This is a genomic window from Streptomyces sp. LE64 (assembly GCF_052606915.1).
Genome location: NZ_CP199708.1, coordinates 4,226,070 through 4,251,028 on the forward strand (window position 1 = coordinate 4,226,070; position 24,959 = coordinate 4,251,028).

25 protein-coding genes are annotated in these 24,959 nt (G+C 72.7%); 14 read left to right on the forward strand and 11 right to left on the reverse strand.

Translation table 11 applies throughout. The features are described from left to right. Window positions 1–14: 14 nt before the first annotated feature. On the forward strand, window positions 15–1,463 hold the full coding sequence (locus tag ACSMX9_RS19165) for an NAD(P)H-quinone dehydrogenase (RefSeq protein ID WP_445395476.1): 1,449 nt from the start codon (window positions 15–17) through the stop codon (window positions 1,461–1,463). 163 nt (window positions 1,464–1,626) lie between these two features. Next, entirely contained in the window at window positions 1,627–2,577 is a 951-nt protein-coding gene (locus tag ACSMX9_RS19170) for a DeoR/GlpR family DNA-binding transcription regulator (protein ID WP_445395478.1), read from the forward strand. A gap of 35 nt (window positions 2,578–2,612) precedes the next feature. Here the strand turns inward: ACSMX9_RS19170 and ACSMX9_RS19175 are convergent, their stop codons facing one another. The 6 genes from ACSMX9_RS19175 to ACSMX9_RS19200 form a co-directional block, all read right to left on the reverse strand. Beyond that, window positions 2,613–3,158, reverse strand: coding sequence for a TetR/AcrR family transcriptional regulator (locus ACSMX9_RS19175; RefSeq protein ID WP_445403032.1), 546 nt, complete (start codon window positions 3,156–3,158; stop codon window positions 2,613–2,615). A gap of 240 nt (window positions 3,159–3,398) precedes the next feature. Next, window positions 3,399–5,159, reverse strand: a complete 1,761-nt coding sequence (locus ACSMX9_RS19180; RefSeq protein WP_445395480.1) for an acetyl/propionyl/methylcrotonyl-CoA carboxylase subunit alpha — start codon at window positions 5,157–5,159, stop codon at window positions 3,399–3,401. 405 nt (window positions 5,160–5,564) lie between these two features. After that, complete coding sequence (locus ACSMX9_RS19185; protein ID WP_445395482.1) at window positions 5,565–6,185, reverse strand: Maf family protein; 621 nt, start codon at window positions 6,183–6,185, stop codon at window positions 5,565–5,567. 28 nt (window positions 6,186–6,213) lie between these two features. Beyond that, window positions 6,214–6,342, reverse strand: coding sequence for a morphogenic membrane protein MmpB (gene mmpB / locus ACSMX9_RS19190; protein ID WP_445395484.1), 129 nt, complete (start codon window positions 6,340–6,342; stop codon window positions 6,214–6,216). Between the two features lie 64 nt (window positions 6,343–6,406). Beyond that, window positions 6,407–6,613, reverse strand: coding sequence for an acyl-CoA carboxylase epsilon subunit (locus ACSMX9_RS19195; RefSeq protein WP_445395486.1), 207 nt, complete (start codon window positions 6,611–6,613; stop codon window positions 6,407–6,409). A 33-nt stretch (window positions 6,614–6,646) separates the two neighbouring features. Further along, window positions 6,647–8,263, reverse strand: coding sequence for an acyl-CoA carboxylase subunit beta (locus ACSMX9_RS19200; protein ID WP_445395488.1), 1,617 nt, complete (start codon window positions 8,261–8,263; stop codon window positions 6,647–6,649). A gap of 168 nt (window positions 8,264–8,431) precedes the next feature. On the opposite strand from ACSMX9_RS19200, the gene ACSMX9_RS19205 reads away from it, so the two are divergent. The 6 genes from ACSMX9_RS19205 to hutH all read left to right on the forward strand — a co-directional run bounded on the left by ACSMX9_RS19205 (window position 8,432) and on the right by hutH (window position 14,851). Then, window positions 8,432–9,301 (forward strand): biotin--[acetyl-CoA-carboxylase] ligase, encoded by an 870-nt coding sequence (locus ACSMX9_RS19205; RefSeq protein ID WP_445395490.1) that lies wholly within the window; start codon window positions 8,432–8,434, stop codon window positions 9,299–9,301. Window positions 9,302–9,466: 165 nt separating this feature from the next. Then, the gene (locus tag ACSMX9_RS19210; RefSeq protein ID WP_445395492.1) at window positions 9,467–10,639 is read left to right on the forward strand and encodes an adenylate/guanylate cyclase domain-containing protein; all 1,173 of its coding nucleotides are present in this window, start codon (window positions 9,467–9,469) and stop codon (window positions 10,637–10,639) included. A gap of 81 nt (window positions 10,640–10,720) precedes the next feature. Then, window positions 10,721–11,539 carry an enoyl-CoA hydratase/isomerase family protein gene (locus tag ACSMX9_RS19215; RefSeq protein WP_445395494.1) on the forward strand — a complete coding sequence of 273 codons (819 nt, stop codon included), beginning with the start codon at window positions 10,721–10,723 and terminating at the stop codon, window positions 11,537–11,539. A 119-nt stretch (window positions 11,540–11,658) separates the two neighbouring features. Further along, window positions 11,659–12,834, forward strand: coding sequence for a diguanylate cyclase domain-containing protein (locus tag ACSMX9_RS19220; RefSeq protein ID WP_445395496.1), 1,176 nt, complete (start codon window positions 11,659–11,661; stop codon window positions 12,832–12,834). A gap of 132 nt (window positions 12,835–12,966) precedes the next feature. Continuing rightward, window positions 12,967–13,176, forward strand: coding sequence for a DUF4287 domain-containing protein (locus tag ACSMX9_RS19225; protein WP_445395498.1), 210 nt, complete (start codon window positions 12,967–12,969; stop codon window positions 13,174–13,176). A 136-nt stretch (window positions 13,177–13,312) separates the two neighbouring features. After that, window positions 13,313–14,851 (forward strand): histidine ammonia-lyase, encoded by a 1,539-nt coding sequence (gene hutH / locus ACSMX9_RS19230; protein WP_445403033.1) that lies wholly within the window; start codon window positions 13,313–13,315, stop codon window positions 14,849–14,851. A gap of 7 nt (window positions 14,852–14,858) precedes the next feature. Here hutH and ACSMX9_RS19235 read toward each other — a convergent pair whose 3' ends face one another. Together ACSMX9_RS19235 and ACSMX9_RS19240 are read right to left on the reverse strand one after the other, a co-directional pair. Then, the gene (locus ACSMX9_RS19235) at window positions 14,859–15,548 is read right to left on the reverse strand and encodes an MBL fold metallo-hydrolase (protein ID WP_445395500.1); all 690 of its coding nucleotides are present in this window, start codon (window positions 15,546–15,548) and stop codon (window positions 14,859–14,861) included. A gap of 72 nt (window positions 15,549–15,620) precedes the next feature. Then, window positions 15,621–15,959 carry a hypothetical protein gene (locus ACSMX9_RS19240; protein ID WP_445395502.1) on the reverse strand — a complete coding sequence of 113 codons (339 nt, stop codon included), beginning with the start codon at window positions 15,957–15,959 and terminating at the stop codon, window positions 15,621–15,623. Between the two features lie 110 nt (window positions 15,960–16,069). Here ACSMX9_RS19240 and ACSMX9_RS19245 point away from each other — a divergent pair, with 110 nt between their 5' ends. From ACSMX9_RS19245 to ACSMX9_RS19265, 5 genes are all read left to right on the forward strand, one after another. Beyond that, entirely contained in the window at window positions 16,070–16,465 is a 396-nt protein-coding gene (locus ACSMX9_RS19245) for a hypothetical protein (protein ID WP_351240167.1), read from the forward strand. A 313-nt stretch (window positions 16,466–16,778) separates the two neighbouring features. After that, window positions 16,779–18,032: a L,D-transpeptidase gene (locus ACSMX9_RS19250; RefSeq protein WP_445395504.1), complete on the forward strand. Its 1,254-nt coding sequence runs from the start codon at window positions 16,779–16,781 to the stop codon at window positions 18,030–18,032. Between the two features lie 167 nt (window positions 18,033–18,199). Further along, complete coding sequence (locus tag ACSMX9_RS19255) at window positions 18,200–18,562, forward strand: DUF1330 domain-containing protein (RefSeq protein WP_445395506.1); 363 nt, start codon at window positions 18,200–18,202, stop codon at window positions 18,560–18,562. A 280-nt stretch (window positions 18,563–18,842) separates the two neighbouring features. Next, window positions 18,843–20,267 (forward strand): AAA family ATPase, encoded by a 1,425-nt coding sequence (locus tag ACSMX9_RS19260; protein WP_366116519.1) that lies wholly within the window; start codon window positions 18,843–18,845, stop codon window positions 20,265–20,267. Between the two features lie 2 nt (window positions 20,268–20,269). Further along, window positions 20,270–20,908, forward strand: coding sequence for a hypothetical protein (locus ACSMX9_RS19265; protein WP_445395508.1), 639 nt, complete (start codon window positions 20,270–20,272; stop codon window positions 20,906–20,908). A gap of 57 nt (window positions 20,909–20,965) precedes the next feature. Here ACSMX9_RS19265 and msrA read toward each other — a convergent pair whose 3' ends face one another. Together msrA and ACSMX9_RS19275 are read right to left on the reverse strand one after the other, a co-directional pair. Further along, window positions 20,966–21,631 (reverse strand): peptide-methionine (S)-S-oxide reductase MsrA, encoded by a 666-nt coding sequence (msrA, locus tag ACSMX9_RS19270; protein WP_445395510.1) that lies wholly within the window; start codon window positions 21,629–21,631, stop codon window positions 20,966–20,968. A 170-nt stretch (window positions 21,632–21,801) separates the two neighbouring features. Continuing rightward, a complete protein-coding gene (locus ACSMX9_RS19275) occupies window positions 21,802–22,935 on the reverse strand; it encodes a hypothetical protein (protein ID WP_445395512.1) in 1,134 nt (377 codons plus the stop codon). A 102-nt stretch (window positions 22,936–23,037) separates the two neighbouring features. Between ACSMX9_RS19275 and ACSMX9_RS19280 the strand changes: the two genes are divergently transcribed. Then, the gene (locus ACSMX9_RS19280; RefSeq protein ID WP_351240141.1) at window positions 23,038–24,192 is read left to right on the forward strand and encodes a cystathionine gamma-synthase; all 1,155 of its coding nucleotides are present in this window, start codon (window positions 23,038–23,040) and stop codon (window positions 24,190–24,192) included. A gap of 230 nt (window positions 24,193–24,422) precedes the next feature. Here the strand turns inward: ACSMX9_RS19280 and ACSMX9_RS19285 are convergent, their stop codons facing one another. Beyond that, on the reverse strand, window positions 24,423–24,929 hold the full coding sequence (locus ACSMX9_RS19285) for a MarR family winged helix-turn-helix transcriptional regulator (protein ID WP_351240325.1): 507 nt from the start codon (window positions 24,927–24,929) through the stop codon (window positions 24,423–24,425). Between the last annotated feature and the right edge of the window lie 30 nt (window positions 24,930–24,959).

Here is a 24,959-nt window from a genome sequence, read left to right on the forward strand (position 1 = left end):
AAGCGTGCGGGACAATGGGGTACGTGACTCGGATCGTGATCATCGGTGGTGGACCCGGCGGCTATGAAGCGGCGCTGGTCGCCGCGCAGCTCGGCGCGGAGGTGACCGTCGTGGACTGCGACGGTCTGGGCGGGGCGTCGGTGCTGACCGACTGCGTGCCGTCGAAGACGTTGATCGCGACCGCCGAGGTGATGACCACCTTCGACTCGTCGTACGAGGAACTGGGGATCATCGTCGCCGACGACACCCCCCACGTGGACTCGCCGGCGCGCGTGGTCGGCGTGGACCTCGGCAAGGTCAACCGACGGGTGAAGCGGCTGGCGCTCGCGCAGTCGCACGACATCACCGCCTCCGTCACCCGGGCCGGTGCCCGGGTGCTGCGCGGCCGGGGCCGGCTGGAGGGCCAGCAGGCGCTGGACGGCAGCCGGACCGTCGTGGTGACCGCCGCCGACGGCACCGAGGAGCGGCTGACCGCGGACGCCGTGCTGATCGCGACCGGCGGGCACCCCCGGGAGCTGCCCGACGCCCAGCCGGACGGTGAGCGCATCCTCAACTGGACGCAGGTCTACGACCTCGCCGAGCTGCCCGCGGAGCTGATCGTGGTCGGTTCCGGCGTCACCGGCGCCGAGTTCGCCGGCGCCTACCAGGCGCTCGGCTCCCGGGTCACCCTGGTCTCCAGCCGGGACCGGGTGCTGCCCGGCGAGGACCCCGACGCCGCGGCCGTCCTGGAGGACGTGTTCCGCCGGCGCGGCATGAACGTGATGGCCCGCTCCCGCGCCGAGTCCGCCAAGCGGGTCGGCGACCGGGTCGAGGTCACCCTGTCGGACGGCCGGGTCATCAGCGGCACGCACTGCCTGATGGCGGTCGGCGCGATCCCCAACTCCAGCGGGATGGGCCTGGAGGAGGCGGGCGTCCGGGTCAAGGACTCCGGGCACATCTGGACGGACCGGGTGTCCCGCACCTCGGCGCCCGGCGTCTACGCGGCCGGCGACGTGACCGGCGTGTTCGCGCTGGCCTCCGTCGCGGCCATGCAGGGGCGCATCGCGATGTACCACTTCCTGGGCGACGCGGTGAACCCGTTGAACCTGAAGACCGTCTCCTCCAACGTCTTCACCGACCCTGAGATCGCCACCGTCGGCTTCACCCAGGCCGACGTGGACGCGGGCAAGATCGACGCCCGGGTGGTGAAGCTGCCGCTGCTGCGCAACGCCCGCGCCAAGATGCAGGGCATCCGGGACGGCTTCGTGAAGATCTTCTGCCGTCCGGGCACCGGGATCGTCGTCGGCGGCGTCGTGGTCTCGCCGCGCGCCTCGGAGCTGATCCACCCGATCTCGCTCGCCGTGGACAACAACCTGACGGTGGAGCAGATCGCCAACGCGTTCACCGTGTACCCCTCGCTGTCGGGTTCGCTCGCCGAGGTCGCGCGTCAGCTTCACACCCGCAAGTCCGAGGGCGAGGGCTGACGCCCGGACCGGACCCGGGGGCGACCCGGGTCCGGGGTGGTCGGTGAAGTGCGCCCCGTGCGCCGGGGGCGCTATACCACCGAGTGTCGTTCGCTGCGAACAACTTCCGCTCTTCAGTGCAAACCGCTGAAAGGAGATGGTCGTTGGGGTTACTGTCAGTTTCGTGTTCGCTGCAGAACGTCGTCAGTTGATTCTCGAAATGGTGCGCGCCAACGGAGCCGTGTCGCTCCGTGAGCTCGCCCGTGTCGTCCAGACCTCCGAAGTGACCGTCCGGCGGGACGTACGGGCACTGGAGGCAGAAGGACTCCTCGACCGTCGCCACGGAGGCGCGGTCCTCCCGGGCGGGTTCACCCGGGAGTCCGGCTTCCCTCAGAAGTCCCACCTCGCGACCGCGGAGAAGACGGCGATCGCCGATCTCGCGGCCGGTCTCGTCGAGGAGGGCGAGGCCATCGTGGTGGGCGCCGGGACCACCACCCAGGAGCTCGCCCGCCGGCTCGCCCGCGTCCCGGGCCTGACGGTGGTGACCAACTCGCTGCTGGTGGCCCAGGCGCTCGCGCACGCCAACCGGGTCGAAGTGGTCATGACCGGGGGCACCCTGCGCGGTTCCAACTACGCCCTGGTGGGCAGCGGCGCCGAGCAGTCGCTCCAGGGGCTGCGGGTCTCCCGGGCCTTCCTGTCCGGGAACGGGCTGACCGCCGAGCGGGGCCTGTCCACCTCCAACATGCTGTCGGCCAGCGTCGACCGGGCCCTGGTGCAGTCCGCCGCGGAGGTGGTGGTCCTCGCCGACCACACCAAGCTCGGCGCCGACACCATGTTCCAGACGGTGCCCACCGAGGTGGTCACCCGGCTGGTCACCGACGATCCCCCCGCGCACGCCGACCGGGCCGCCACCGAGCTCCAGGCGCTCGCCGACCGCGGGGTGCAGATCAGCGTGGCGGGCGGCCAGGGACAGGGCGCCGCCGACTCGGCCCCGCCGGGCCGCCAGCCCCGCCGGGACGTGGCCCTGCCGGGGCCCCGCCGGGGCCCGCAGCTGCGCAGCGCCGCGGGGCTCGGCGAGGGCGCGCCGGGCGAGCGGGGCGCCCCCGGGCGCGTCGCCGACCTGCGGCGCCGCTGACCCCGTGCGGCATCCGGACCGCGGCGGACGGTCCGTCAGGCCCGGATGCCGTGCAGGGTCAGGCTCAACAACCGGTCCGCGAGGTGCGGGTCGTCGGGGGTCTCCTCGGCGGCCAGCGCGATCGCGTTGGTCAGCTGCATCAGGTCGGACACCGACACGTCCGCACGGACCGCACCGGCCTGCTGGGCGCGCGCCAGCAGGTCCGCGCCCGCCTCCCGCATCGGGGTGCTGCACCGGGCCAGGGCCGAGCTGTCGTCGTTGCAGGCGGTCATCAGGGCGCGGGACAGCCCCCGGTACTCCCCGGCGTGGGTGATGATCGCGCGGAGCCAGGCGACCAGCGCCGTGCAGGGCTGCGGATCGTCCGACAGGGCTCGGGAACGGGCCAGCAGGTCGTCCCGGGCGTCCTCGAACACCGCGCTCATCAGGGCGTGCCGGTTGGGGAAGTGGCGGTACAGGGTGCCGATGCCGACCCCGGCCCGGCGCGCCACGTCCTCCAGCGAGGCCCCCGTGCCGTGCTCGGCGAAGGCGGTGCGGGCCGCGCCCAGCAGCCGCTCGTAGTTGCGACGGGCGTCCGAGCGCATGGCCCGCGGCTCGGGCCGCCCGGCCAGGGCGACCGGGCCGCTCGCCGTCGCCGCCGGGTCCACCGTGCCGTCCGGGTCGCCGTTCCCACCGCTCATCGCCGTTCCTCCTGCCTCCCCGCGGCCCTCCAGCATGCCACTTCGGCCCGGGTGGTCGCGGAGGGGGCGCGGAAGCGCACCACGCCGTGGCGGGCCGCCCCCGACCGGGGGCGGCCCGCCACGGCGATCGTCACCGGCTCGGCGTCAGTCCTTGATCTCGCAGATGACGGCGCCGGAGGTGAGGGCGGCGCCCACCTCGGCGGTGAGGCCCTTCACGGTGCCCGAGCGGTGGGCGTTGAGGGGCTGCTCCATCTTCATCGCTTCGAGGACGACGACCAGGTCGCCCTCCTTGACCTCCTGGCCCTCCTCGACGGCGACCTTCACGATGGTGCCCTGCATGGGCGAGGCCAGGGCGTCGCCGGAGGCGGCCGGCCCCGACTTCTTCACCGCGCGCCGCTTCGGCTTGGCGCCGGCGGCGAGCCCGGTGCGGGCCAGAGACATGCCCAGCGACACCGGCAGGGACACCTCCAGCCGCTTGCCGCCGACCTCGACCACCACGGTCTCCCGGCCGGACTCCGACTCCTCGGCGTCCGCCTCGGCACCGGTCGGGGCGAACGCGGGGATGTCGTTGACGAACTCGGACTCGATCCACCGGGTGTAGATCCGGAACGGGCTCGCGGTGAACGCCTCGTCGGCGACGACCTTGCGGTGGAACGGGATCGCCGTGGCCATCCCCTCCACCCGGAACTCCTCCAGCGCCCGCGCCGCCCGCTGCAACGCCTGCTCCCGGGTCGCGCCGGTGACGATCAGCTTGGCCAGCAGCGAGTCCCACGCCGGGCCGATCACGCTGCCGCTCTCCACCCCGGCGTCCAGGCGCACGCCCGGGCCGGTCGGCGGGGCGAACAGGGTGACGGTGCCGGGGGCGGGCAGGAAGCCCCGACCCGGGTCCTCGCCGTTGATCCGGAACTCGAAGGAGTGGCCCCGCACCGGCGGGTCGTCGTAGCCGAGCTCCTCGCCGTCCGCGATGCGGAACATCTCCCGCACCAGGTCGATGCCGGTGACCTCCTCGGTCACCGGGTGCTCCACCTGGAGACGGGTGTTCACCTCCAGGAACGAGATGGTGCCGTCCGTGCCGACCAGGAACTCCACGGTGCCCGCACCCACGTACCCGGCTTCCTTGAGGATCGCCTTCGACGCCGCGTAGAGCTGGGCGTTCTGCTCGTCGGAGAGGAACGGCGCCGGGGCCTCCTCCACCAGCTTCTGGTGGCGGCGCTGGAGGGAGCAGTCACGGGTGGACACCACGACGACGTTGCCGTGTTGGTCGGCCAGGCACTGGGTCTCCACGTGCCGCGGCTTGTCCAGGTAGCGCTCCACGAAGCACTCGCCGCGACCGAACGCGGCCACCGCCTCGCGCACCGCCGAGTCGTACAGCTCCGGCACCTCGTCCAGGGTCCGGGCGACCTTCAGCCCGCGCCCGCCGCCGCCGAAGGCGGCCTTGATCGCGATGGGGAGCCCGTGCTCCTGGGCGAACGCCACGACCTCCTCCGCGCCCGACACCGGGTCGGGCGTGCCGGCGACCAGCGGGGCGCCCGCACGCTGCGCGATGTGCCGGGCCGCGACCTTGTCGCCCAGGTCCCGGATCGCCTGCGGCGGCGGACCGATCCAGGTCAGCCCCGCGTCGATCACCGCCTGCGCGAACTCCGCGTTCTCCGACAGGAACCCGTACCCGGGGTGCACCGCGTCGGCGCCCGAGTCCGCGGCGGCCTTCAGCACCTTCGCGATGTCCAGGTAACTGGTGGCCGGGGTGTCCCCGCCGAGGGCGAACGCCTCGTCCGCCACCCGCACGTGCACCGCGTCGCGGTCGGGCTCCGCGTAGACCGCGACACTCGCGATCCCCGCGTCCCGGCACGCCCGGGCCACCCGAACCGCGATCTCGCCCCGATTGGCGATGAGCACCTTCCGCACGATCGCTCCCTCCTTGCAGTCTTCGCCGGCGGCCGGGTCCCGGCCCACCCGGTCCGGCACCCCCGCCCGGCACCCACGGCCCCGGGACGGTCACGGGTCACCGCGCCGATCACTTCGCATCTCTTCCCGGAACACGCCGAGTTTAGGGACAGCCGACACGGCACCACGACCCGTTCACCTTGGTGAGCTTCCCCACACGGAGGGTGAGAAGGGGTCGGGCGCGCGGTGAAAGCCCATGTCACGAACGCCGCGCGGAAATCCTCTTGGGAACCCTAGCCCGGTTGTGTGGCCGAGGTCTCTATGAGAGGGCACTGCGCGGGATCGCGAATCTTTGTGGAATCCCTACGAATGGCCCAACGGCGAGGAGGCGCGCCGAGGCATCCGCCCCCGTCCCCCCGGGACCCGTCACCGCGCCCGCGGCGCCCACAGGTCGGTGATGCCCACCCCGAGGTCGGCGAGGAGACGCCGCAGCAGGGGGAGCGAAATGCCGATGACGTTGCCGTGGTCGCCGTCGATGCCGTCGACGAACGGGGCCGACAGCCCGTCCAGGGTGAAGGCGCCGGCCACGTGCAGGGGCTCCCCGGAGGCGACGTAGGCGGCGATCTCGGCGTCCGTCGGCTCGCCGAAGCGGACCACCGTGGAGGCGGTCGCCGCGGCGTGCCGGCCGGTGCGGGTGTCGTACACGCAGTGGCCGGTCTGGAGGGTGCCGGCCCGACCCCGCATCGCCTTCCAGCGGGCGGTGGCCTCCTCCGCGTCGGCGGGCTTGCCGAGCGGCTGACCGTCCAGGTCGAGCACCGAGTCGCACCCCACCACCAGGGCCCCGCGGCGGACGACCTCCGGGCGGGCGGCCACCACCGACGCCTTGGCCACGGCCAGCGCCAGGGCCAGTTCGGCGGGGGTGGGGGCGGTCACGGCATCCTCGTCGACCCCGCTGACCAGCACCTCGGGGTCGAGTCCCGCCTGTCGCAGGAGTCCGAGACGGGCGGGGGACTGGGAGGCCAGGACGAGGTGGCGGGCTGCACTCATGCGCCCAGCGTAGAACCCGCCCCGCAGGTCAGCGCAGGCCGAGCCCCACCATCGCCAGCACCATGGCGAGGGCGAGGACCAGCCCGGCTCTGCGCAGCATGCCCTGCATGGCGCGCATCTCCTCGGGCGGTTCGTCACGGGGGTCGGACCACAGCATGCCCCGATGGTCGCCCACCGGGGCCGGTGCGCGCCTGAGTACGGGTACCTACGGGCCGTCCCGCTCAGCCCGGTCGGTAGGTACGGGTCCAGGCGTCCGGGCCCGGCGCGGGGCGCCGGGTCCGGAGCAGGCGGGCCGGACGGGACCAGCCGTCCGGCACGACCGGCCGTTCCCCGGACGCCGCCGCTGACGCGGCGGCCCGGGCCCGGACCACCGCCAGGGCGGCGGCCAGCTCCTCCGGGGTGGGATTGCCCTTCACTACCTTGATCACGACGACTCCTCGGGGCCGGGGCGGCGACGGTGCCTACAGGGGGATGTTCCCGTGCTTCTTCGGCGGCAGGTCCTCCCGCTTGGTGCGCAGGTGGCGCAGGGCCCGCACCAGGTGGCGGCGGGTGTGCGAGGGCGTCACGACCGCGTCGACGTAGCCGCGCTCGGCGGCCGTGTACGGGTTCAGCAGGGTGTCCTCGTACTCCTGGACGAGCTGCTGCCGGACCTCCTCGCGGTCCCCTTCGGGGGTCTGGGCGAGGGTCCTGCGGTGCAGGACGTTGACCGCGCCCTGGGCGCCCATCACCGCGATCTGCGCGGTCGGCCAGGCCAGGTTCAGGTCCGCCCCCAGGTGCTTGGAGCCCATCACGTCGTACGCCCCGCCGAACGCCTTGCGGGTGATGACCGTGACCAGGGGGACCGTCGCCTCCGCGTAGGCGTAGATCAGTTTGGCGCCCCGGCGGATGATCCCCTCGTGCTCCTGGCCGACGCCCGGCAGGAACCCGGGCACGTCCACGAAGGTGAGCACGGGGAGGTTGAAGGCGTCGCAGGTGCGGACGAAGCGGGCCGCCTTCTCGGAGGCGTCGATGTCCAGGCAGCCCGCGAACTGCATCGGCTGGTTGGCGACGACGCCCACCGGCCGGCCCTCGATCCGGCCGAAGCCGGTGAGGATGTTCGGCGCGAACAGGGCCTGCGTCTCCAGGAACTCCCCGTCGTCGAGCAGGTGCTCCACCACCCGGTGCATGTCGTAGGGCTGGTTGGCGCTGTCCGGGATCAGCGCGTCCAGTTCGAGGTCCTCGGCGGTGGGCTCCAGGTCCGCCTCCTCGGGGAAGGCGGGCGGCTCGCTCAGGTTGTTCGACGGCAGGTAGGACAGCAGCGACTTGACGTACTCGACGGCGTCCTTCTCGTCGCCGGCCAAGTGGTGGGCCACCCCGGAGACCGCGTTGTGGGTGCGGGCCCCGCCCAGCTCCTCGAAGCCCACGTCCTCGCCGGTCACCGTCTTGATGACGTCGGGCCCGGTGATGAACATGTGCGAGGTCTGGTCGACCATCACCGTGAAGTCGGTGATCGCCGGCGAGTACACGGCCCCGCCCGCACAGGGCCCGACGACCAGCGAGATCTGCGGGATCACCCCGGATGCGTGGGTGTTGCGGCGGAAGATCTCCCCGTACATCCCGAGCGCCATCACGCCCTCCTGGATGCGGGCGCCGCCCGAGTCGTTGATCCCGACGACCGGACAGCCCGTCTTCAGCGCGAAGTCCATCACCTTGACGATCTTCTGCCCGTAGACCTCGCCGAGCGCCCCGCCGAAGACCGTGAAGTCCTGCGAGAACACCGCGACCGGACGGCCGTCGACGGTGCCGTAGCCGGTGACCACGCCGTCGCCGTAGGGACGGTTGTCCGCCAGCCCGAACGCGGTGGAGCGGTGCCGGGCGAACTCGTCCAACTCCGTGAACGAACCCTCGTCCAACAGCAGCCCGATCCGTTCACGGGCCGTCAGCTTCCCCTTGGCGTGCTGCTTCTCGACCGCCCGCGCCGATCCCGCGTGGGTGGCCTCGTCGATCCTGCGGTGCAGATCGGCGATCTTGCCCGCGGTGGTGTGGACGTCGATCGGGGGCGTGGTGGGCGTGGTACGGGGCTCTTCCGGCGTGGACATCGGGTACGGCTCCCTGCGGAGGATGACGGCGGCCGGGCACACCGTCGTCGCGTGGGGCCGCGTCGGCGCGGAGGCCGCCGGATGGGTGACCGGGGCTACTTTTCTCGTAGCGTAGTGGGACGGATACCGTTCGGCAGTGCGGTGTTTGCCACACCTAGGGTGGGTTGCATGACACCCCCGGATGCCCCTGACAATCGCTGGTCCGACCTGGAACGCCCGCCGCTGAACGCGCCGGCGCTGCGCCGTGCCCTGGTGCGCCCCGGCTCGCTGTGGACCTCCCTGGAGGTGGTCCGCGAGACCGGGTCCACCAACTCCGACCTGGCCGCGCGGGCGGCCGGCCCCGACGCCCCGGGCGAGGGCGCCGTGCTGGTGGCCGAGGCGCAGCACGCGGCCCGCGGCCGGCTGGACCGCCGCTGGACCGCGCCCCCCCGCTCGGGCCTGTTCGTCTCCGTGTACCTGGTCCCCGGGCCCGGCGTGCCGCAGGAACGGTGGGGGTGGGTGCCGCTGCTCGCCGGGGTCGCCGTCGCGACCGGGCTGTCCCGGGCGGCCGGGGTGGACACCGCCCTCAAGTGGCCCAACGACCTGCTGGTGACCGTCGACGGCGAGGAACGCAAGGCGGGCGGCATCCTCGCCGAGCGCGCGGGCGAGGGCATCGTCCTCGGCATCGGCCTGAACGTCAGCCTGCGGGCCGGGGAACTGCCGGTGCCGACCGCCGGTTCGCTGGCCCTCGCGGGCGCCGTCACCACCGACCGGGACCCGCTGCTGCGGGCGCTGCTGCGCTCCCTGGAGCAGTGGTACGGGGACTGGCGCGCCGCGGGCGGCGACCCGGTGGCCTCCGGGGTGCAGGAGACCTACGCGGCCGGGTGCGCGACCCTGGGCCGCCGGGTGCGGGCCCTGCTGCCCGGCGAGCGGGAGGTGACCGGCGAGGCGGTCGCCCTGGACGGGGACGGCCGCTTGGTCATCGCCTCCGACGACGGCGGACGGCAGCCCGTCGGGGCCGGCGACATCGTCCACCTGCGTCCGGCGGAGGCCGGCTGAGGGAGGGCCGTGCTGCGGCGACGGAGGGGTTCCGGGCGCTTCGCGGGACCGGACCGTCCGGTCGGGAGTGAGCCACGGCACAGCTGTCGTACTGTGTCTGTCTGGGTGCTCCCTCAGCGCCCTGACCGCGCGGCAGATCGGGCGGCAGATCGGAAGGCAGCAGGTGTGACCGTCGACGACACGGGTGCCGGTGCGGGGCGGGGCGGCGCCCCCGACCCGGGCTCCGACGACTCCGGCCCGGTACCCGCGCCGGCCCGGTCGGGCGACTCCGGTCGCGGCCCCGGTTCCGGCACCGCGGAGAGCACCGACGGAGACGGCGACGACCCCCTCGCCCTCCGGCTGGAACAGCTGATCCTGGGCGCGGAACGCCGCTACACCCCCTTCCAGGCGGCCCGGAGCGCCGGCGTCTCGATGGAACTCGCGTCCCGCTTCTGGCGCGCCATGGGCTTCGCCGACATCGGCCAGGCCAAGGCGCTCACCGAGGCCGACGTGCTGGCCCTGCGGCGGCTGGCCGGTCTGGTCGAGGCGGGCCTGCTCAGCGAGCCGATGGCCATCCAGGTCGCCCGGTCCACCGGGCAGACCACCGCCCGGCTCGCCGAGTGGCAGATCGACTCCTTCCTGGAGGGCCTCACCGAGCCGCCCGAGCCGGGCATGACCCGGACCGAGGTCACCTACCCGCTGATGGAACTGCTGCTCCCGGAGCTGGAGGAGTTCCTGGTCTACGTGTGGCGGCGGCAGCTCGCCGCGGCCACCGGGCGGGTGGTGCAGGCCGCCGACGACGAGGAGATGGTGGACCGCCGCCTCGCCGTCGGCTTCGCCGACCTGGTGGGCTTCACCCGGCTCACCCGGCGGATGGAGGAGGAGGAACTCGGCGAACTCGTCGAGGCGTTCGAGACCACCGCGGCCGACCTGGTGGCCGCGCGCGGCGGTCGACTGATCAAGACCCTGGGCGACGAGGTCCTCTACGCGACGGACGACGCGGGCATCGCCGCCGACATCGCCCTGCGGCTCATCGAGACCATGGCCGACGACGAGACGATGCCCGAACTGCGCGTCGGCATCGCCTTCGGCACCGTCACCACCCGGATGGGCGACGTCTTCGGCACCACCGTCAACCTCGCCAGCCGGCTCACCTCGATAGCCCCGAGGGACGCCGTCCTGGTGGACGGGGCGTTCGCCGAGGAGCTGACCCGCACCGGGCTCGCGCCGGCGCAGGACGCGGCGGTGGACCCCGCGCCGCCGGAGTCGCCCGCGCCGCGCTTCGTGCTCCAGCCGATGTGGCAGCGGCCGGTGCGCGGCCTCGGCGTGGTCGAACCCTGGCTGCTCACCCGGCCCTGACCGCTCGCCCCGTTCCGCCGCGGCCCGCCTCCTGGAATGATCCGCTCGGGTAACGACCGTTAACGAGCAGGGAGGTGCGTCGTGGACGCAGGCACGGACGCCGACGAGGGGGCAGTGCGGTTCGGGGACGGGGTGGCGGTGCTCCGGCACGGCCCGGTCGCCGAACTGCGGCTGGACCGTCCGCAGGCGATGAACGCGGTCTCCACCGAACTGGCCAGGGGCCTGGCCGCCGCCTGCACCGCCCTGGGCTCCGACCCCGGGGTGCGCGCGGTGGTCGTCACCTCCAGCCACCCGCGGGCGTTCTGCGTGGGCGCCGACCTCAAGGAGCGCAACTCCTTCACCGACCGGGACCTGCGGCGCCAGCGCCCGGTCGGCCGCGCCGCGTACACCGCGGTGCTGGACCTCCCGGTGCCGGCCGTCGCCGCGGTGCACGGCTACGCCCTGGGCGGCGGGTTCGAGATCGCCCTGTCCTGCGACCTCATCGTGGCCGACCCCACGGCCGTCGTCGGGCTCCCGGAGGTCACCGTCGGGGTGATCCCGGGCGGCGGCGGCACCCAACTGCTGCCGCGCCGGGTGGGCGCCGCCCGGGCCGCCGAGCTGATCTTCACCGGACGCCGGGTGCCCGCCGTGGAGGCCCAGGCGCTGGGGCTGGTGGACCTCCTGGTCGAGGAGGGCGGGGACCGGACCGAGGCGCTGGCGCTCGCCGGGCGGATCGCCGCCAACTCACCGGTGGGGCTGCGCGCCGCCAAGCGCGCCCTGCGCCTCGGGCACGGCCTCGACCTGCGCGCCGGGCTCGAAGTGGAGGACGCGGCCTGGTCGACGGTGGCCTTCTCCGGGGACCGGGCGGAGGGCATCGCCGCCTTCAACGAGAAGCGCGCCCCGAACTGGCCCGGCGAGTAGGCGCGCGGGGAGCGGGTCCGGGGCGCGCCCCGGACCCGGGCGCGGCCGGGTGCCCCTGCGAACCCCCGGTGGATCCACCCAATGCCTCAAAACATGCCAAACGTCCCTAACCTGGTGTGATGGGTGGTGAAGAAGTGCGGCTACGAGGCGTGGTGGAGTTGGCCCAGGGCATGGCGGCGGCCCGTACCCCCCGGGACTCCTGGTGGGCGGCGGCGGACGGCGCCCGGCGGGCCCTCGTCGGGGACTTCGCCGCCCTCTCGGTCTGGGAACGGGACCACGGCCGCCTCAGAGTGCTCGTCAACGCCGGACGGCTGGCGCCGGGGGAGGAGGAGTTCCCCGCCCTGGAGGCGTACCCGGTGCACGAGTTCCCCGAGATCACCGAGTTCCTGCACGGGCGGTGGGCCGGCGGCGGGGAGCCGCACGCCTGGGTGGAGACCGCCGACGGCCCGGCCTTCCCCGCCGCCGGCAACTACCACCAGCGGGTCGCCGCGCTGCGCCGCCGGGGCCGGGGCTGCTGCGTGGTCGCCCCGCTGGTGCTGCACGGCCGGGCCTGGGGCGAGTTGTACGTGGCACGCCTCGCGGGCGGCCCGGACTTCGTCCAGGCGGACGCGGACTTCGCCACCGTGCTCGCGGCCGTGGTCGCGGCGGGCCTCGCCCAGACCGAGCGCCTGGAGGAGGCCCGCCGACTGGCGTTCACCGACTCCCTCACCGGGCTCGCCAACCGGCGGGCGGTGGACGCCGGACTCGACGACGCGATCGACCGGCACCGCGCCGAGGGCGTGGTGGTGAGCCTGGTGGTGTGCGACCTGAACGGGCTGAAGCGGGTCAACGACACCCAGGGGCACGCGGTCGGGGACCGACTGCTGGAACGCTTCGGCTCGGTGCTGTCGGTGTGCGGGGCGATGCTGCCGTCCGCCGACACGCTGGCCGCCCGGCTCGGCGGGGACGAGTTCTGCCTGCTGACGGTCGGCACGCCGGCGGACGAGGTGGTGCGGGTCGCCGACGAACTGTGCCGCCGGGCCGCCGGGCTCGGGGACGGGGTGGCCTGCGGGGTGGCCTCCACCGGTGACCCCATCGGCGAGGTGCGCTCCGCCCGCCGGCTGTTCCGGTTGGCCGACGCCGCCCAGTACCGGGCCAAGGCGGCCAGGTCGCCGGGGCCCGTGGTGGCCGGTCGGGCGGGTCCCGACGACCCGGTGCTCCGGCTCGCCGACGCCGCCGGCCCGCCCGCCGGCGAGCCCGCCCCGCCGGTCGGCGAGCGCCGCCGCTTCCGCCGGTGGCGGGAGCGGCAGGGATAGCCCGATCGTCGGGTGTGGCGCGGATCACGCGCGGCGGGCGATGAGCTCCGGGAGCGGGACGGGTCCACCCCTCGACAGCACCGACCCGCAGCAGCGCGGCGCCCGGTGACCCCAGAGGAAGGCAGGACCACCGTGACCGCAGCCGTGAAGGGCCCGGCGAGCTACTTCCCGTCCATCGAGAAGACCTACGGCCGTCCGGTCGCCGAGTGGCTGGAGCTGATCCGTTCCTCGCCGCTGACCAAGCACATGGAGCTGGTCGCCTGGTTGAAGGCCGAGCACGGGCTCGGCCACGGGCACGCCAATGCGCTGGTCGCCCACGTGCGCGCGACGGACGCCTCCTGACGCGAGGGTCCGGGGCCGGCGACGACCCGGGCCACCCCGCCGTGTGACGGCGGGTCAGGGCCCGGGGGCGGACGGGAGGCGGACGCCCGATCTGATGACAAGCTTCAATTCACTGCGTACGCTCCTGAATATGGATATGCACACTGTGGTGCTGGGCGCGTCCGGGACCACCGCGGCCGAAGTGCTCGCCGTGGCCCGCCACGACGCCCGCGTCCAACTCTCCGAGGAAGCGGAGAGCGCGCTCGCCGCCGCCCGCGCCGTCATCGACGCCCTGGCCGCCGGCACCGACCCGGTGTACGGGGTCTCCACCGGCTTCGGAGCCCTCGCCACCCGCCCCATCGGCCCCCACCTGCGCGCCCGGCTGCAACGCAACATCGTCCGCTCGCACGCCGCCGGCATCGGGCCCCGCGTCGAACGCGAGGTCGTGCGCGCCCTGATGTTCCTGCGGCTGAAGACCCTCTGCTCCGGGCGCACCGGGGTCCGCCCCGAGGTGGCCCACGCCCTGGCCGACCTGCTGAACGCGGGCATCACCCCCGTCGTCCACGAACACGGCTCGCTCGGCTGCTCCGGCGACCTCGCCCCGCTCAGCCACTGCGCCCTGGCGCTGATGGGGGAGGGCGACGCCGAGGGCCCCGACGGAACCGTCCGCCCCGCCGCCGACCTGCTCGCCGCGCACCGGCTGCACCCCGTCGAACTGCGCGAGAAGGAGGGGCTCGCCCTCCTCAACGGCACCGACGGCATGCTCGGCATGCTGCTGATGGCCCTCGCCGACCTCGACCGCCTCTACACCAGCGCCGACATCACCGCCGCGCTCAGCCTGGAGGCCCTGCTCGGCAGCGCCAGGGTACTGGCCCCGGAACTGCACGCCATCCGGCCGCACCCCGGCCAGGGCGCCGCCGCCGCCAACATGCGGGCCGTGCTGCGCGGTTCGGGACTCACCGGCCACCACCAGGACGAGGCCCCGCGGGTCCAGGACGCCTACTCCGTCCGCTGCGCCCCGCAGGTCGCCGGCGCCGGCCGGGACACCCTCGCCCACGCCCGACTGGTCGCGGAGCGCGAACTCGCCGCCGCCGTCGACAACCCGGTGGTCCTGCCGGACGGTCGGGTCGAGTCCAACGGCAACTTCCACGGAGCCCCGGTCGGCTACGTGCTCGACTTCCTCGCCATCGCCGTCGCCGACCTCGCCTCCATCGCGGAACGCCGCACCGACCGCCTCCTGGACCGCAGCCGTTCGCACGGCCTGCCGGCGTTCCTCGCCGAGGACCCGGGCGTCGACTCCGGACTCATGATCGCCCAGTACACCCAGGCCGCCCTGGTCGCCGAGTTGAAGCGGTTGGCCGTACCGGCGTCCGCCGACTCGATCCCCTCCTCCGCCATGCAGGAGGACCACGTCTCGCTCGGCTGGTCCGCCGCCCGTAAGTTGCGCACCGCCGTCGACCACCTCACCCGGGTGCTCGCCGTCGAGGCGTACGCGGCCACCCGCGCCCTGGAACTGCGCGCCGGCATGGTCCCGGCCGAGGCGTCCCGCGCAGTGATCGCGGCGGCCCGGGCCGCCGGGATCGAAGGGCCCGGCCCGGACCGGTTCCTCGCCCCCGACCTGGCCGCTGCCGACGCCTTCGTCCGCGGGGGCGCCCTGGTGCGCGCCGCCGAATCGGTGACCGGGCCGCTCGCCTGAGGGTCCGTCAGGAAGGGTCGGGGCCGAAGGCCGCGGCAGCCCGCCGCAGGGCCGCCCCGGCCCCGCCCACCACCGGGTCGCCGTGCCCGAAGACCGCGGTCGGCACGTCCAGCGCGGCCATCCGGTGCAGCGAGGCGATCGCCCGGACCCGGTCGGTGTTGAAGACGCCCAGCGCCGGCCCGCCCACGTTGTGCACGGTGTCCCCGGTGAACAGCACCCCGGGTCCCGGCAGGTGCAGCGCGACGGAGCCGTCCGTGTGCCCGGGCACGGACACCACCCGCGCCCCGCCCCCGAAGTCGAGCACCTCGCCGTCGTCGACCTCGCGGTCCACCCGGCACGGCGGCGCCGGGGGCAGGGCCGGCACCGCCGCCCGGATCGGCACCTCGAAGTCCTCCAGCACGAACGGCGCCCCCACCGCCTCGCCCCGGATCACCGGGGCGTCCGACGGATGGGCGAGGACCTCCGCCCCGTACCGTTCGGCCAACTCGGCCGCCGAACCGGTGTGGTCCTCGTGCCAGTGCGTCAGCACGATCCGGCGCAGCACGCCGACCCCGTCCAACACCTGCGCGATCGCGGCCCCGTGCCCCACCGGCCCGGTGTCCACCAGGGTCAGGTCACGGCCGTCCCGCCACAGGTAAGCGGCTCCCACCGGAAACCGCAGCATGCGCAAGCCGGGCACCACCTCGATGACGTCCATGAGCCCAGCGTGCGCGACCGCGGACACCGGCGCACAGCGCGTTCGCTGAGGGCACAGCCCTCCGTGCGCCCCTCAGCCCTCGGTGCGCCCCCGCCGCATCGAGTAGGCCACGAAACCCGCGCCCACGCACAGGAAGGCGGCGCCCCCGTAGACGTAGGGGGTGGTGTCGAAGCTGCCGGTGTCGGCCAGACGGGCGCCGGAGTCGGAGGTCCGCACCGACTGCTCGCTGACCGTCGTCACCACCGCGGACGCCGGCTCCGAGCCCTCGGCTCTGATCGCCGCAGGGGCGATCGTCCGGGGCGCGCCGAGAGAATCGGCGCTGGTCGCGTTGGCGGAAGGGATGAACCACAGGGCGCCGAGGAGGGTTCCGGCGGCGGTTGCGGTCAGCAACGAGCGGCGGGCGGCGGACACGGAAAATCGATCCCCTTGTGACACGGGCGAATTGGCCGGATGGACCGATGCTAGTGAACGCCGCGGGTCGCAGGAAAGTCGCGGGGTGCGCCGGCCGTACGCTCCCGAGCATGACCATCTCTGAAACATCCCGTCACACCCGATATGTGCGCCTGCGCACCGATCTGCTGCTGGAGGTGCGCGACGGGGACGCGCTGACCGGCGGCGCGCTGCGGCAGATCGCCCGGGACGAGCACGTCGACCCCGCGGAGCGGGCCCAGTCCGAACTCGCCGTGAAGCAGGACACAGCCGAGGCGCTCGCCTACCTCATCGACCCGTACGACCTGGTCAAGGACGTGCCTGGGGTCGACCTCGCCCGCGCATCCTGGAGCAGCGAGGCGTTCGCCGAGGGCGCCGGAGGCCGCCGTGGCGACGATCCGTACGACGAACTCGACCCCGAGGGAAGCGACTGGTTCGAGGACGACGATGATGAGGAGGGTGAGGACGCGGGCGGCGCCCTCCGCTGACCCGTCCCGATCCGTCCGTCCGTGAGGGCGCGGCGGATCCGGGTCCGGCCGTGCGGCCGGACGGCCGGGGCTCCGGACGGCGTGCCGCCGCCGGGGCCTCGCCGCCTTTCCGGGGCGCCGCCCCGGGGCGCGCGATCCCGTCGCGTGCCACGCGTCGGAGGTCGGAGGGGGCACCCCCGGACCGCCGGTGACGTTGGACGTGGTGTGTCCCACACCTGTGCCGCGCAAGGAACCGCGGAACGCGATCAGGGCGTTCTACCGGCACAGGGCTGCCGTGTGTGCGGGGAAATCGGTGACGACGGAGAGGCGTGTGATGAGGGACAGTAGGCGGCGTCGGGGACTCAAGGCTGCTTCCGCGCTGCTGGGCGGGGTGCTGGTGCTCTCTGCGTGCAGCGACGGGGGATCGGACGCGGGCGAGGACCCGGGAGCGGGGGGCAAGCCGCAGGCCCAGGTGGACAAGGCCGCGGCCGAGAAGACCTCCGAAGCGAAGATCGCCATCACGCCGAAGGACGGCTCCGACAACGCCAGCATCAACAACGCCGCGAAGGTCTCGGTGACCGACGGCACCCTCACCAAGGTCACCATGACCACCACGGACGGCAAGGCCGTGGCCGGCCAGATATCCGCGGACAAGAAGAGCTGGAAGCCGGACGCCCAACTCGAACGGGCCACCGCCTACAAGGTCGCCGTCACCGCCGCGGACGGGGACGGCCGCCCCGCCCACGAGAACGCCTCGTTCACCACCGTGTCGCCGACCAACAGCTTCATCGGCAACTTCACCCCGGAGGACGGCTCCACGGTCGGCGTCGGCATGCCCGTCTCGCTGAACTTCGACAAGGAGATCACCGACCGCAAGGCCGTCCAACAGGCCGTCACCGTCAGCAGCAGCAGCGGTGAGGAGGTCGTCGGCCACTGGTTCAACTCCAAGCGCCTCGACTTCCGCCCCGAGAAGTACTGGACGGAGAACTCGACGGTCACCCTGAAGCTCGCCCTCGACGGGGTGGAGGGCTCGGACGGCGTCTACGGCGTCCAGCAGAAGACCGTCACCTTCAAGGTCGGCCGCAACCAGGTCTCCGTCGTCGACGCCAAGACCAAGCAGATGAAGGTCACCCAGGACGGCAAGGTCGTCCGGACCATCCCGATCTCCGCCGGCGCGCCCACCACCAAGACCTACGAGGGTCAGATGGTGATCTCCGAGAAGTTCAAGGAGACCCGGATGAACGGAGCCACGGTCGGCTTCACCGACGACGACGGCAAGGGCGAGTACGACATCGCGGACGTGCCGCACGCCATGCGCCTGTCCACCTCCGGCACCTTCATCCACGGCAACTACTGGGGCGCCAAGTCCATCTTCGGCAGCGTCAACACCAGCCACGGCTGCATAGGTCTCGCCGACACCAAGGGCGCCGGCGACTCCGGCACCCCCGGCGCCTGGTTCTTCACCAACTCGCTCCTCGGTGACGTCGTGGTCGTCAAGAACACCGGCGACAAGACCATCCAGCCCGACAACGGCCTCAACGGCTGGAACATGGACTGGGCCCAGTGGAAGGCCGGTTCGGCGGTCTGACCCACCGCCGCCCCCAGCGGCAGGGCCGCCGCGTCCTCGACCGGACGCGGCGGCCCTGTTCTCCGTTCCGGCCCCGGCCCGGCCGATGACCCCCGAGGTCATCGACCCCGGGCGCGGCCCGCACCAGGATCGGAGGACCGAACCGCCGAACGAGGAGAGACGGGGCCATGACCACGTACGCCATCTGCCACCTCCAGCCCCGCGCGACCGGCCCCACCCCGCAGGAGGTCGCCGACTACATCGAGCGCATCCAGGCCACCATGGACCCCTTCGGCGGTCACTTCCTCGTCCACGGGGTGGAGCCCGAGGTGGTCGAGGGCCCCTGGCCCGGCGCCCTGGTGATGATCGGCTTCCCCGACCGCGCAGCAGCCCGCGCCTGGTACGCCTCCCCCGCCTACCAGCAGATCCTCCCGCTGCGCCTCGCCCACTTCACCTGCCGCACCGTCCTGGTGGACGGAGTCCCGCCCGGCTACGACGCGACCGCCACCGCCCGCGCGATCCGGTCGGGGGCGAGCGGGGACGGAGCCTGAACGGGCTTCCACAGGGCCCGGCCGCACTCTGCGGGGCCCGCCGGATCCTCCGTCGCCGCAGGCGTGTCTGCACCAGCATGCCGTGCTCACCGCCGCCGACCGGCTTCGGCTGCACCGCCCGTCACACGGACAGTTGACCGTCGAGTATGTGAAGCACCGGTCGGCTGCTGGGATCGAGGGGCGGGCTCGACGACGCTGTTCACCGCGATCACAGCAGGCACAGACCAGTAGGCTGGGGCGATCAGCCACGGCCACGAGCCCGTACGATTCTGGAGATCACATGTTGACTCGGCTGGAGGTCAGCGGATTCAAGAATCTCATAGACCTTTCGGTGGATCTCGGGCCGTTCACGTGCATCGCCGGCGTGAATGGTACGGGAAAATCCAATGTCTTCGACGCGATCCAGTTCCTGAGTCTCCTGGCTGATCAATCTATGATGGATGCCGCCCAGCAGGTCCGTGGGGTCCACGGGGAGCGCCTGGGAGACCCGAGGGACCTCTTCTGGAACGGGCATGCCAACGGCGTGCACACCATGCGGTTCGCGGCGGAGATGATCGTGCCGGCGAGCGTGGAGGACGATTTCGGCCGACAGGCGAATCCCACGACCACGTTTCTGCGATACGAGTTGGAACTCGGCTACGAACCTCCCGTGGGGATTGAGCGTATTGGCCGCCTCGCCCTGCGATCCGAGAGCCTCCGGCATATCAAACAGGGGGACGCTCACGCGCACCTTCGGTTTCCGCACAGTGTGAAGAACTTTCGCTCGCACGTGGTCACTGGCAGACGATCGGGACAGGCCTTCATCTCCACTGCGGAGGGGCACGATGGCGACCCGATCGTCAGCATCCATCAGGACGGTGGCAGTCGAGGGCAGCCAAAGCCAGCGGCGGCGTCGCGCGCCCCGGCAACGGTGGTCTCCACGGTCACGAGCAGCGACGATCCGACCATTCTCGCCGCTCGCCGGGAAATGCAGACCTGGCGTCGGTTGGCCTTGGAACCTTCTGCCCTGCGCACGGCCGACTCGTACACTTCTCCCAGGAACCTCATGCCGGACGGCTTGCACCTGCCCGCAACGTTGTTCCGCATCGCTTTCGGGTCGGGCGAGGACGGGCACGCCGACCAGGTGTATGCCCGAGTGGCTGGACGTCTGGCCGATCTGAGCGGAGTCAACGTGCGGAGGCTGGAGGTGCTTCAGGACGACGTCCGCCAGCTCTTCACCGTGCAACTTGAGGAGGCTGACGGCATGGTGCTGCCGGCCCGCAGCCTGTCGGAGGGCACTCTGCGGTTCCTCGCCCTGTGCGTACTTCTTGAGGACCCAGAGGTTCAAGGGCTGTTGTGCATGGAGGAGCCGGAGAACGGGATCCATCCGGCGAACCTTGAGGCAATGGTGCAACTCGTACGTGACCTCGCTGTTGACGCGTCGAGCAGGCCCGACAGCGACAACCCCTTCCGGCAGATCCTGGTCAACACCCACTCGCCTGGCGTGGTGCAGCTTGTGCCCAAGGAGGACCTGCTGTTTGCGGACTCGGTCGTGGTGCGCGCGCACGGCGGGGCGATGACGCGGAGTCTGCGGCTCCGGCCCCTGAAAGAGACCTGGCGAGCCAAACACGGCGACAGCGCCGAGGTGGTCACCGTAGCCGACATTCTTCCCTATCTGACCGCTCCGGTCGGAGCTCAGCTGTCCCTGCCCTGGGGGATGGCGTGAGCATGCGACTTCTGTACGTCAGTGAAGGAAGTAGTGACCAGGGGTTGCGCCCGCACATCGAGTGCATCGCGGCCGAGGCAGGTCGTCGCATTGTGCTCACCACACCACAATTCGCACGGCTGTCTGGCCGTGTTGGACACTCCGTGGTGGACAAGCTGCGAGCCGCGCGTGATCTCGATGGCTCCTACGACGTGGTCCTTGTGCACCGCGACGCGGACAATCAGGGAGCTGACCTTCGACATTCCGAGATCTCGTCAGCTGTCGCTGCGGTATGGCAGGATATGCCGTATGTTCCGGTAATTCCGATTAAATCCCTCGAAGCGTGGTTGCTCGTCGACGAACAGCTGATCCGTCTGATCGCCGGGAATCCGTGCGGAAAGGTGGATCTGAAGCTCCCCAAGGGAAGGGCCGTCGAGCGCGTCGCCGACCCCAAGCAACTTTTGAAAGAAACGCTCGCGATAGCGAGTGGGCTCAAGGGGCGGAAGCTCGAGATCTTTCAGAAACGGTTCGCGCAGAACCGGCATCGGCTGTTGGAGCTGATGGATCCTGCGGGACCGGTGAGCGAGGTTCCCTCATGGAATGCGTTCGTGAACAGTTTGCGAGCTGTGTTTCAGACGCCGGAGAGTTCGAGAGACTCCTGACTTCGTCTGGGCACGGGGTGACGGAACGGACGACCGCATGCCCACCCTCGTGCCCCCTTACCCCTCCGCCGGAGCCACCCCCACCGGGCAGGACACGCCGGTCCCGCCGATGCCGCAGTAGCCGTTCGGGTTCTTGTCCAGGTACTGCTGGTGCGGCCCCTCGGCGGGGTAGAAGGTGCGGCCTTCGGCCGGGAGGACCTCGGTGGTGATCGTGCCGAGGCCGGCGGCGGTCAGGACCTGCTGGTAGGCGTCGCGCGAGCGCTCCGCCGCGGCGGCCTGGGCCGGGTCGTGGACGTAGACGGCGGAGCGGTACTGGGTGCCGACGTCGTTGCCCTGGCGGAAGCCCTGGGTGGGGTCGTGGGACTCCCAGAACAGCTTGAGCAGCGACTCGTAGGAGACCCGCTCCGGGTCGTACACCACCCGGACCGCCTCGGTGTGGCCGGTCAGGCCCGAGCAGACCTCCTCGTACGTGGGGTGCTCGGTGTAGCCGCCCTGGTAGCCGACGAGGGTCGTCCAGACGCCCTCCGTCCGCCAGAACGTGCGCTCCGCGCCCCAGAAGCAGCCCAGGCCGAAGTCGGCGACCCGCAGTCCCTCCGGGTAGGGGCCGAGCAAGGGGGTGTCGAGGACGCTGTGCCGCTCGGGCACGCCGAAGGCGGGCTCGGGGCGCCCCCTCAGGGCCTGCTCCGGCGTCGGCAGCTGCGGGGTGCGGCGGTGCAGGAACATGCTCTCCCTGTCTCCTTCGGAGTCTTCGGCGCAGGACGTCACGGGCCCGGCGGACACGGCCGCGCGCTGCGGCCCGGTGTGCCGCGCACGCGACACGTCTCCCGGAACAACGAACGACCGCGTCCCCGCATTCCCCGTCGCGCGCCCGGCCCGGGCGCACGACGGACGGGTCAGCGGGGGAGCGTGGCGGGGCTGCCGCCGTTCGCCTCGTAGCCGGCGACCGCCAGCGCCCGGTAGACGGCGTAGTCGGCCGCCGGGTCGGCCGACATGGTCCAGGGCAGGGCGCCCACGTGCCCGTCCACCCGCACCAGCTGGGCCATGGCCTCGCCCCAGCGCTCCGCCTGCACCAGGAAGAACACCAGCAGGTGCCGGACGTGCGCCGTCATCGGGTCGTCCGGGCGGGCGGAGTGGACGGCGTAGAGGGCGCCCTCGACGGCGTCGCGGACCACTGCGGTGTTGTGGAAGTCGCTGACCAGGGTGATCTCGGACATGTGCTCGTAGACCGCGAAGAGCGGCAGCGCCGACAGCAGCGAGCCCTGCGGGGCGCGGGCCGCCGCGGCCTCGGCGAAGGAGTACGCCAGCTCCCGCGAACCGTGCCACTTCTCGCACCAGTAGTGCAGCGCGGCGAGGTGCGCCCCCATGTGCGCCGGAGCGCGGTCCAGGATCTTCAGCCACAGCTGCTCGAACTCGGTGCGCGGGTAGCCCAGGCCACGGGCGATCGCCAGCTCCACGACGTACGGGATCGGGTCCCCGGGGGCCAGCAGGGCGGCCTGCCCGCACGCGGCCCGAGCCTCCTCCAGGATGATCCGGAACTCGTCCGTCCCGGGCGTCGAGGTGCGGAACGCCTGCTGCACCAGGAACTCCGCCTGCACCGCGGCGCCGCCCGCGTCCTTCGGCGCCTCGGTGCGCCAGGAGCGCAGCCACTGGGCGCCCGCACCGGCGCCGCCGGTGCCGCCCGGCTGCTGCTGGAGCTCCAGGGAGGCGGCGCCGGCGAACGCCTGGACCCGCTGCCAGCGCCGCTCGCCCTCCGCCCCGGTGCCCGCCAGGAGCTGGGAGGCGGCCCGCCAGTTCTGGGTGCCGCGCACCACGTCCAGCACGTCCACCAGGTCCGGGTCCGGGCCGGGCATCCGGACGTCGAGTTGTTCCTGCAACAGGAAGTCGTACGCGGCCGGGTCCGCGGCGTCGGGCGCGTCCGGGCTCACCAGCCGTATGCCGTCCCGTCTGCCGCGCAGGTACGGCCGCAACACCGTCGCCAGCACCGTCCCCAGCAGGACCAGCGCCATCAGGAACCAGAGAATCTCCATGCGGACAAGCGAACCAGACCGCCCGGAGAATTGGCGAACCCGTCACACAACGGACCTGCCCGGGCATCCCCGCCCGGTCCCCGTCGCACTACGCTCGGTGCCATGAACGACTCGCACCCGACGCACTCCTTCGAAACCGTCGCGATCCACGCGGGCAACACCGCCGACCCGCTGACCGGCGCCGTGGTCCCCCCGATCCACCAGGTGTCCACGTTCAAACAGGACGGGGTGGGCGGTCTGCGGGGCGGCTACGAGTACAGCCGCAGCGCCAATCCGACCCGCACCGCGCTGGAGGAGAACCTCGCGGCCCTGGAGGGCGGGGTCCGCGGCCTCGCGTTCGCCTCCGGGCTCGCCGCCGAGGACTGCCTGCTGCGCACCCTGCTGGCCCCGGGCGACCACGTGGTGATCCCGGACGACGCGTACGGCGGCACCTTCCGGCTCTTCGCGAAGGTCGCGGCGCGCTGGGGCGTGGAGTTCTCGGTCGCGCACACCTCCGACCCGCAGGCGGTGCGGGCCGCGCTGACCCCGAGGACCCGGGCGATCTGGGTGGAGACCCCCTCCAACCCGCTGCTCGGCATCACCGACGTGCCGGCCCTCGCCGAGGTGGCCCGGGAGGCGGGGGTGCGGCTCGTGGTCGACAACACCTTCGCCACGCCCTACCTCCAGCAGCCGCTGGCGCTGGGCGCCGACGTGGTCGTGCACTCGCTGACCAAGTACATGGGCGGCCACTCCGACGTGGTCGGCGGCGCCCTGGTCACCGGGGACGCCACGCTGGCCGAGGAGTTGGCCTACCACCAGAACGCCATGGGCGCGATCGCCGGGCCCTTCGACTCGTGGCTGGTGCTGCGGGGCATCAAGACCCTCGCCGTGCGCATGGACCGGCACAGCGACAACGCCGGCCGGATCGCGGAGGCGCTGACCCGGCACCCGCGGGTCACCGAGGTGCTGTACCCGGGGCTGCCCGGGCACCCGGGCCACGAGGTCGCCGCCAAGCAGATGAAGCGGTTCGGCGGCATGGTGTCGTTCCGGGTGGCGGGCGGCGAGGAGGCGGCCGTCGCGGTCTGCGACCGGGCGAAGCTGTTCACCCTGGGCGAGTCGCTGGGCGGGGTGGAGTCGCTGATCGAGCACCCGGGCCGGATGACGCACGCCTCGGCGGCCGGTTCGGCGCTGGAGGTGCCCGCGGACCTGGTGCGGCTGTCGGTCGGCATCGAGAACGTGGACGACCTGCTCGCCGACCTCCAGCAGGCGCTGGGCTGACGGGCTCCCGCCGCCCGCCCCACCGGTGGGCGGCGGCCCGTTCCCCCCGTCGGGGGCGAAGGTGCGGGCGTGACGGGCGGGTCGGCGCTCCCCTAGGGGGAGGGCGGACGGTGCCCGGGTTCCGTCCTCGGACCTCCGGGTCCAGTCGGCGTCGGCTCCGGAGGCGTGTGGCGGGAACCCGGGGCGTACGGACGGTGGTTGCCGTCCGCGGTCCTCGTCCGCGGGGTGGTTCAGGACCCGTCGGCGGCGGTCTCGACGGTCGGTGCCGGTGCGGACATCCGCGCGGAGAGCGCGGTGTTGAAACGGGTGAGCAGCGTGCAGAAGTGCTCACGGTCGGCGGGTTCCCAGTCCTCGGTCAACTGGGCCATCAACTCCCGGCGGGAGGACCGCACCTCGCCGAGCCGGGCCTGCCCCCGCGGGGACAGTTGGAGGACCACCGCGCGGCCGTCCTCCGGGTGCGAGGTGCGTTTGACGAGTCCGGTGTCGACGAGGGGGGCGACCTGACGCGTCACGGTCGAGGAGTCGATGCCCATGCTGGCGGCAAGGGCCTTGACCCCCATCGGTCCCTCCTTGTCGAGGCGGTTGAGCAGCAGGTACGCGGCGCGGTCCATGGAGTTGCGCACCTGCCCGACGCCGCCGAGTCGGGTCTGCTCCGCGCGGCGGGCGAAGAGTGCCACTTCGTGCTGGAGGGCGTCGAGAAGACCGGTGTCGCCGGAGGTCATCATGTCCATCGACATTTCTGGTGTTGTGGGCATGGCCGAAGGCTC

What these genes read in the sequence shown, in the direction of transcription:
- ACSMX9_RS19165 (WP_445395476.1), top strand. Translation starts at nt 15, where the DNA reads ATGGGGTACGTGACTCGGATCGTGATCATCGGTGGTGGACCCGGCGGC.
- ACSMX9_RS19175 (WP_445403032.1), bottom strand. Translation starts at nt 3,158, where the DNA reads ATGCGCTCGGACGCCCGTCGCAACTACGAGCGGCTGCTGGGCGCGGCC.
- ACSMX9_RS19185 (WP_445395482.1), bottom strand. Translation starts at nt 6,185, where the DNA reads ATGAGTGCAGCCCGCCACCTCGTCCTGGCCTCCCAGTCCCCCGCCCGT.
- mmpB (WP_445395484.1), bottom strand. Translation starts at nt 6,342, where the DNA reads ATGCTGTGGTCCGACCCCCGTGACGAACCGCCCGAGGAGATGCGCGCC.
- ACSMX9_RS19200 (WP_445395488.1), bottom strand. Translation starts at nt 8,263, where the DNA reads ATGTCCACGCCGGAAGAGCCCCGTACCACGCCCACCACGCCCCCGATC.
- ACSMX9_RS19205 (WP_445395490.1), top strand. Translation starts at nt 8,432, where the DNA reads ATGACACCCCCGGATGCCCCTGACAATCGCTGGTCCGACCTGGAACGC.
- ACSMX9_RS19220 (WP_445395496.1), top strand. Translation starts at nt 11,659, where the DNA reads ATGGGTGGTGAAGAAGTGCGGCTACGAGGCGTGGTGGAGTTGGCCCAG.
- hutH (WP_445403033.1), top strand. Translation starts at nt 13,313, where the DNA reads ATGCACACTGTGGTGCTGGGCGCGTCCGGGACCACCGCGGCCGAAGTG.
- ACSMX9_RS19235 (WP_445395500.1), bottom strand. Translation starts at nt 15,548, where the DNA reads ATGGACGTCATCGAGGTGGTGCCCGGCTTGCGCATGCTGCGGTTTCCG.
- ACSMX9_RS19245 (WP_351240167.1), top strand. Translation starts at nt 16,070, where the DNA reads ATGACCATCTCTGAAACATCCCGTCACACCCGATATGTGCGCCTGCGC.
- ACSMX9_RS19250 (WP_445395504.1), top strand. Translation starts at nt 16,779, where the DNA reads ATGAGGGACAGTAGGCGGCGTCGGGGACTCAAGGCTGCTTCCGCGCTG.
- ACSMX9_RS19255 (WP_445395506.1), top strand. Translation starts at nt 18,200, where the DNA reads ATGACCACGTACGCCATCTGCCACCTCCAGCCCCGCGCGACCGGCCCC.
- ACSMX9_RS19260 (WP_366116519.1), top strand. Translation starts at nt 18,843, where the DNA reads ATGTTGACTCGGCTGGAGGTCAGCGGATTCAAGAATCTCATAGACCTT.
- ACSMX9_RS19265 (WP_445395508.1), top strand. Translation starts at nt 20,270, where the DNA reads ATGCGACTTCTGTACGTCAGTGAAGGAAGTAGTGACCAGGGGTTGCGC.
- msrA (WP_445395510.1), bottom strand. Translation starts at nt 21,631, where the DNA reads ATGTTCCTGCACCGCCGCACCCCGCAGCTGCCGACGCCGGAGCAGGCC.
- ACSMX9_RS19275 (WP_445395512.1), bottom strand. Translation starts at nt 22,935, where the DNA reads ATGGAGATTCTCTGGTTCCTGATGGCGCTGGTCCTGCTGGGGACGGTG.
- ACSMX9_RS19280 (WP_351240141.1), top strand. Translation starts at nt 23,038, where the DNA reads ATGAACGACTCGCACCCGACGCACTCCTTCGAAACCGTCGCGATCCAC.
- ACSMX9_RS19285 (WP_351240325.1), bottom strand. Translation starts at nt 24,929, where the DNA reads ATGTCGATGGACATGATGACCTCCGGCGACACCGGTCTTCTCGACGCC.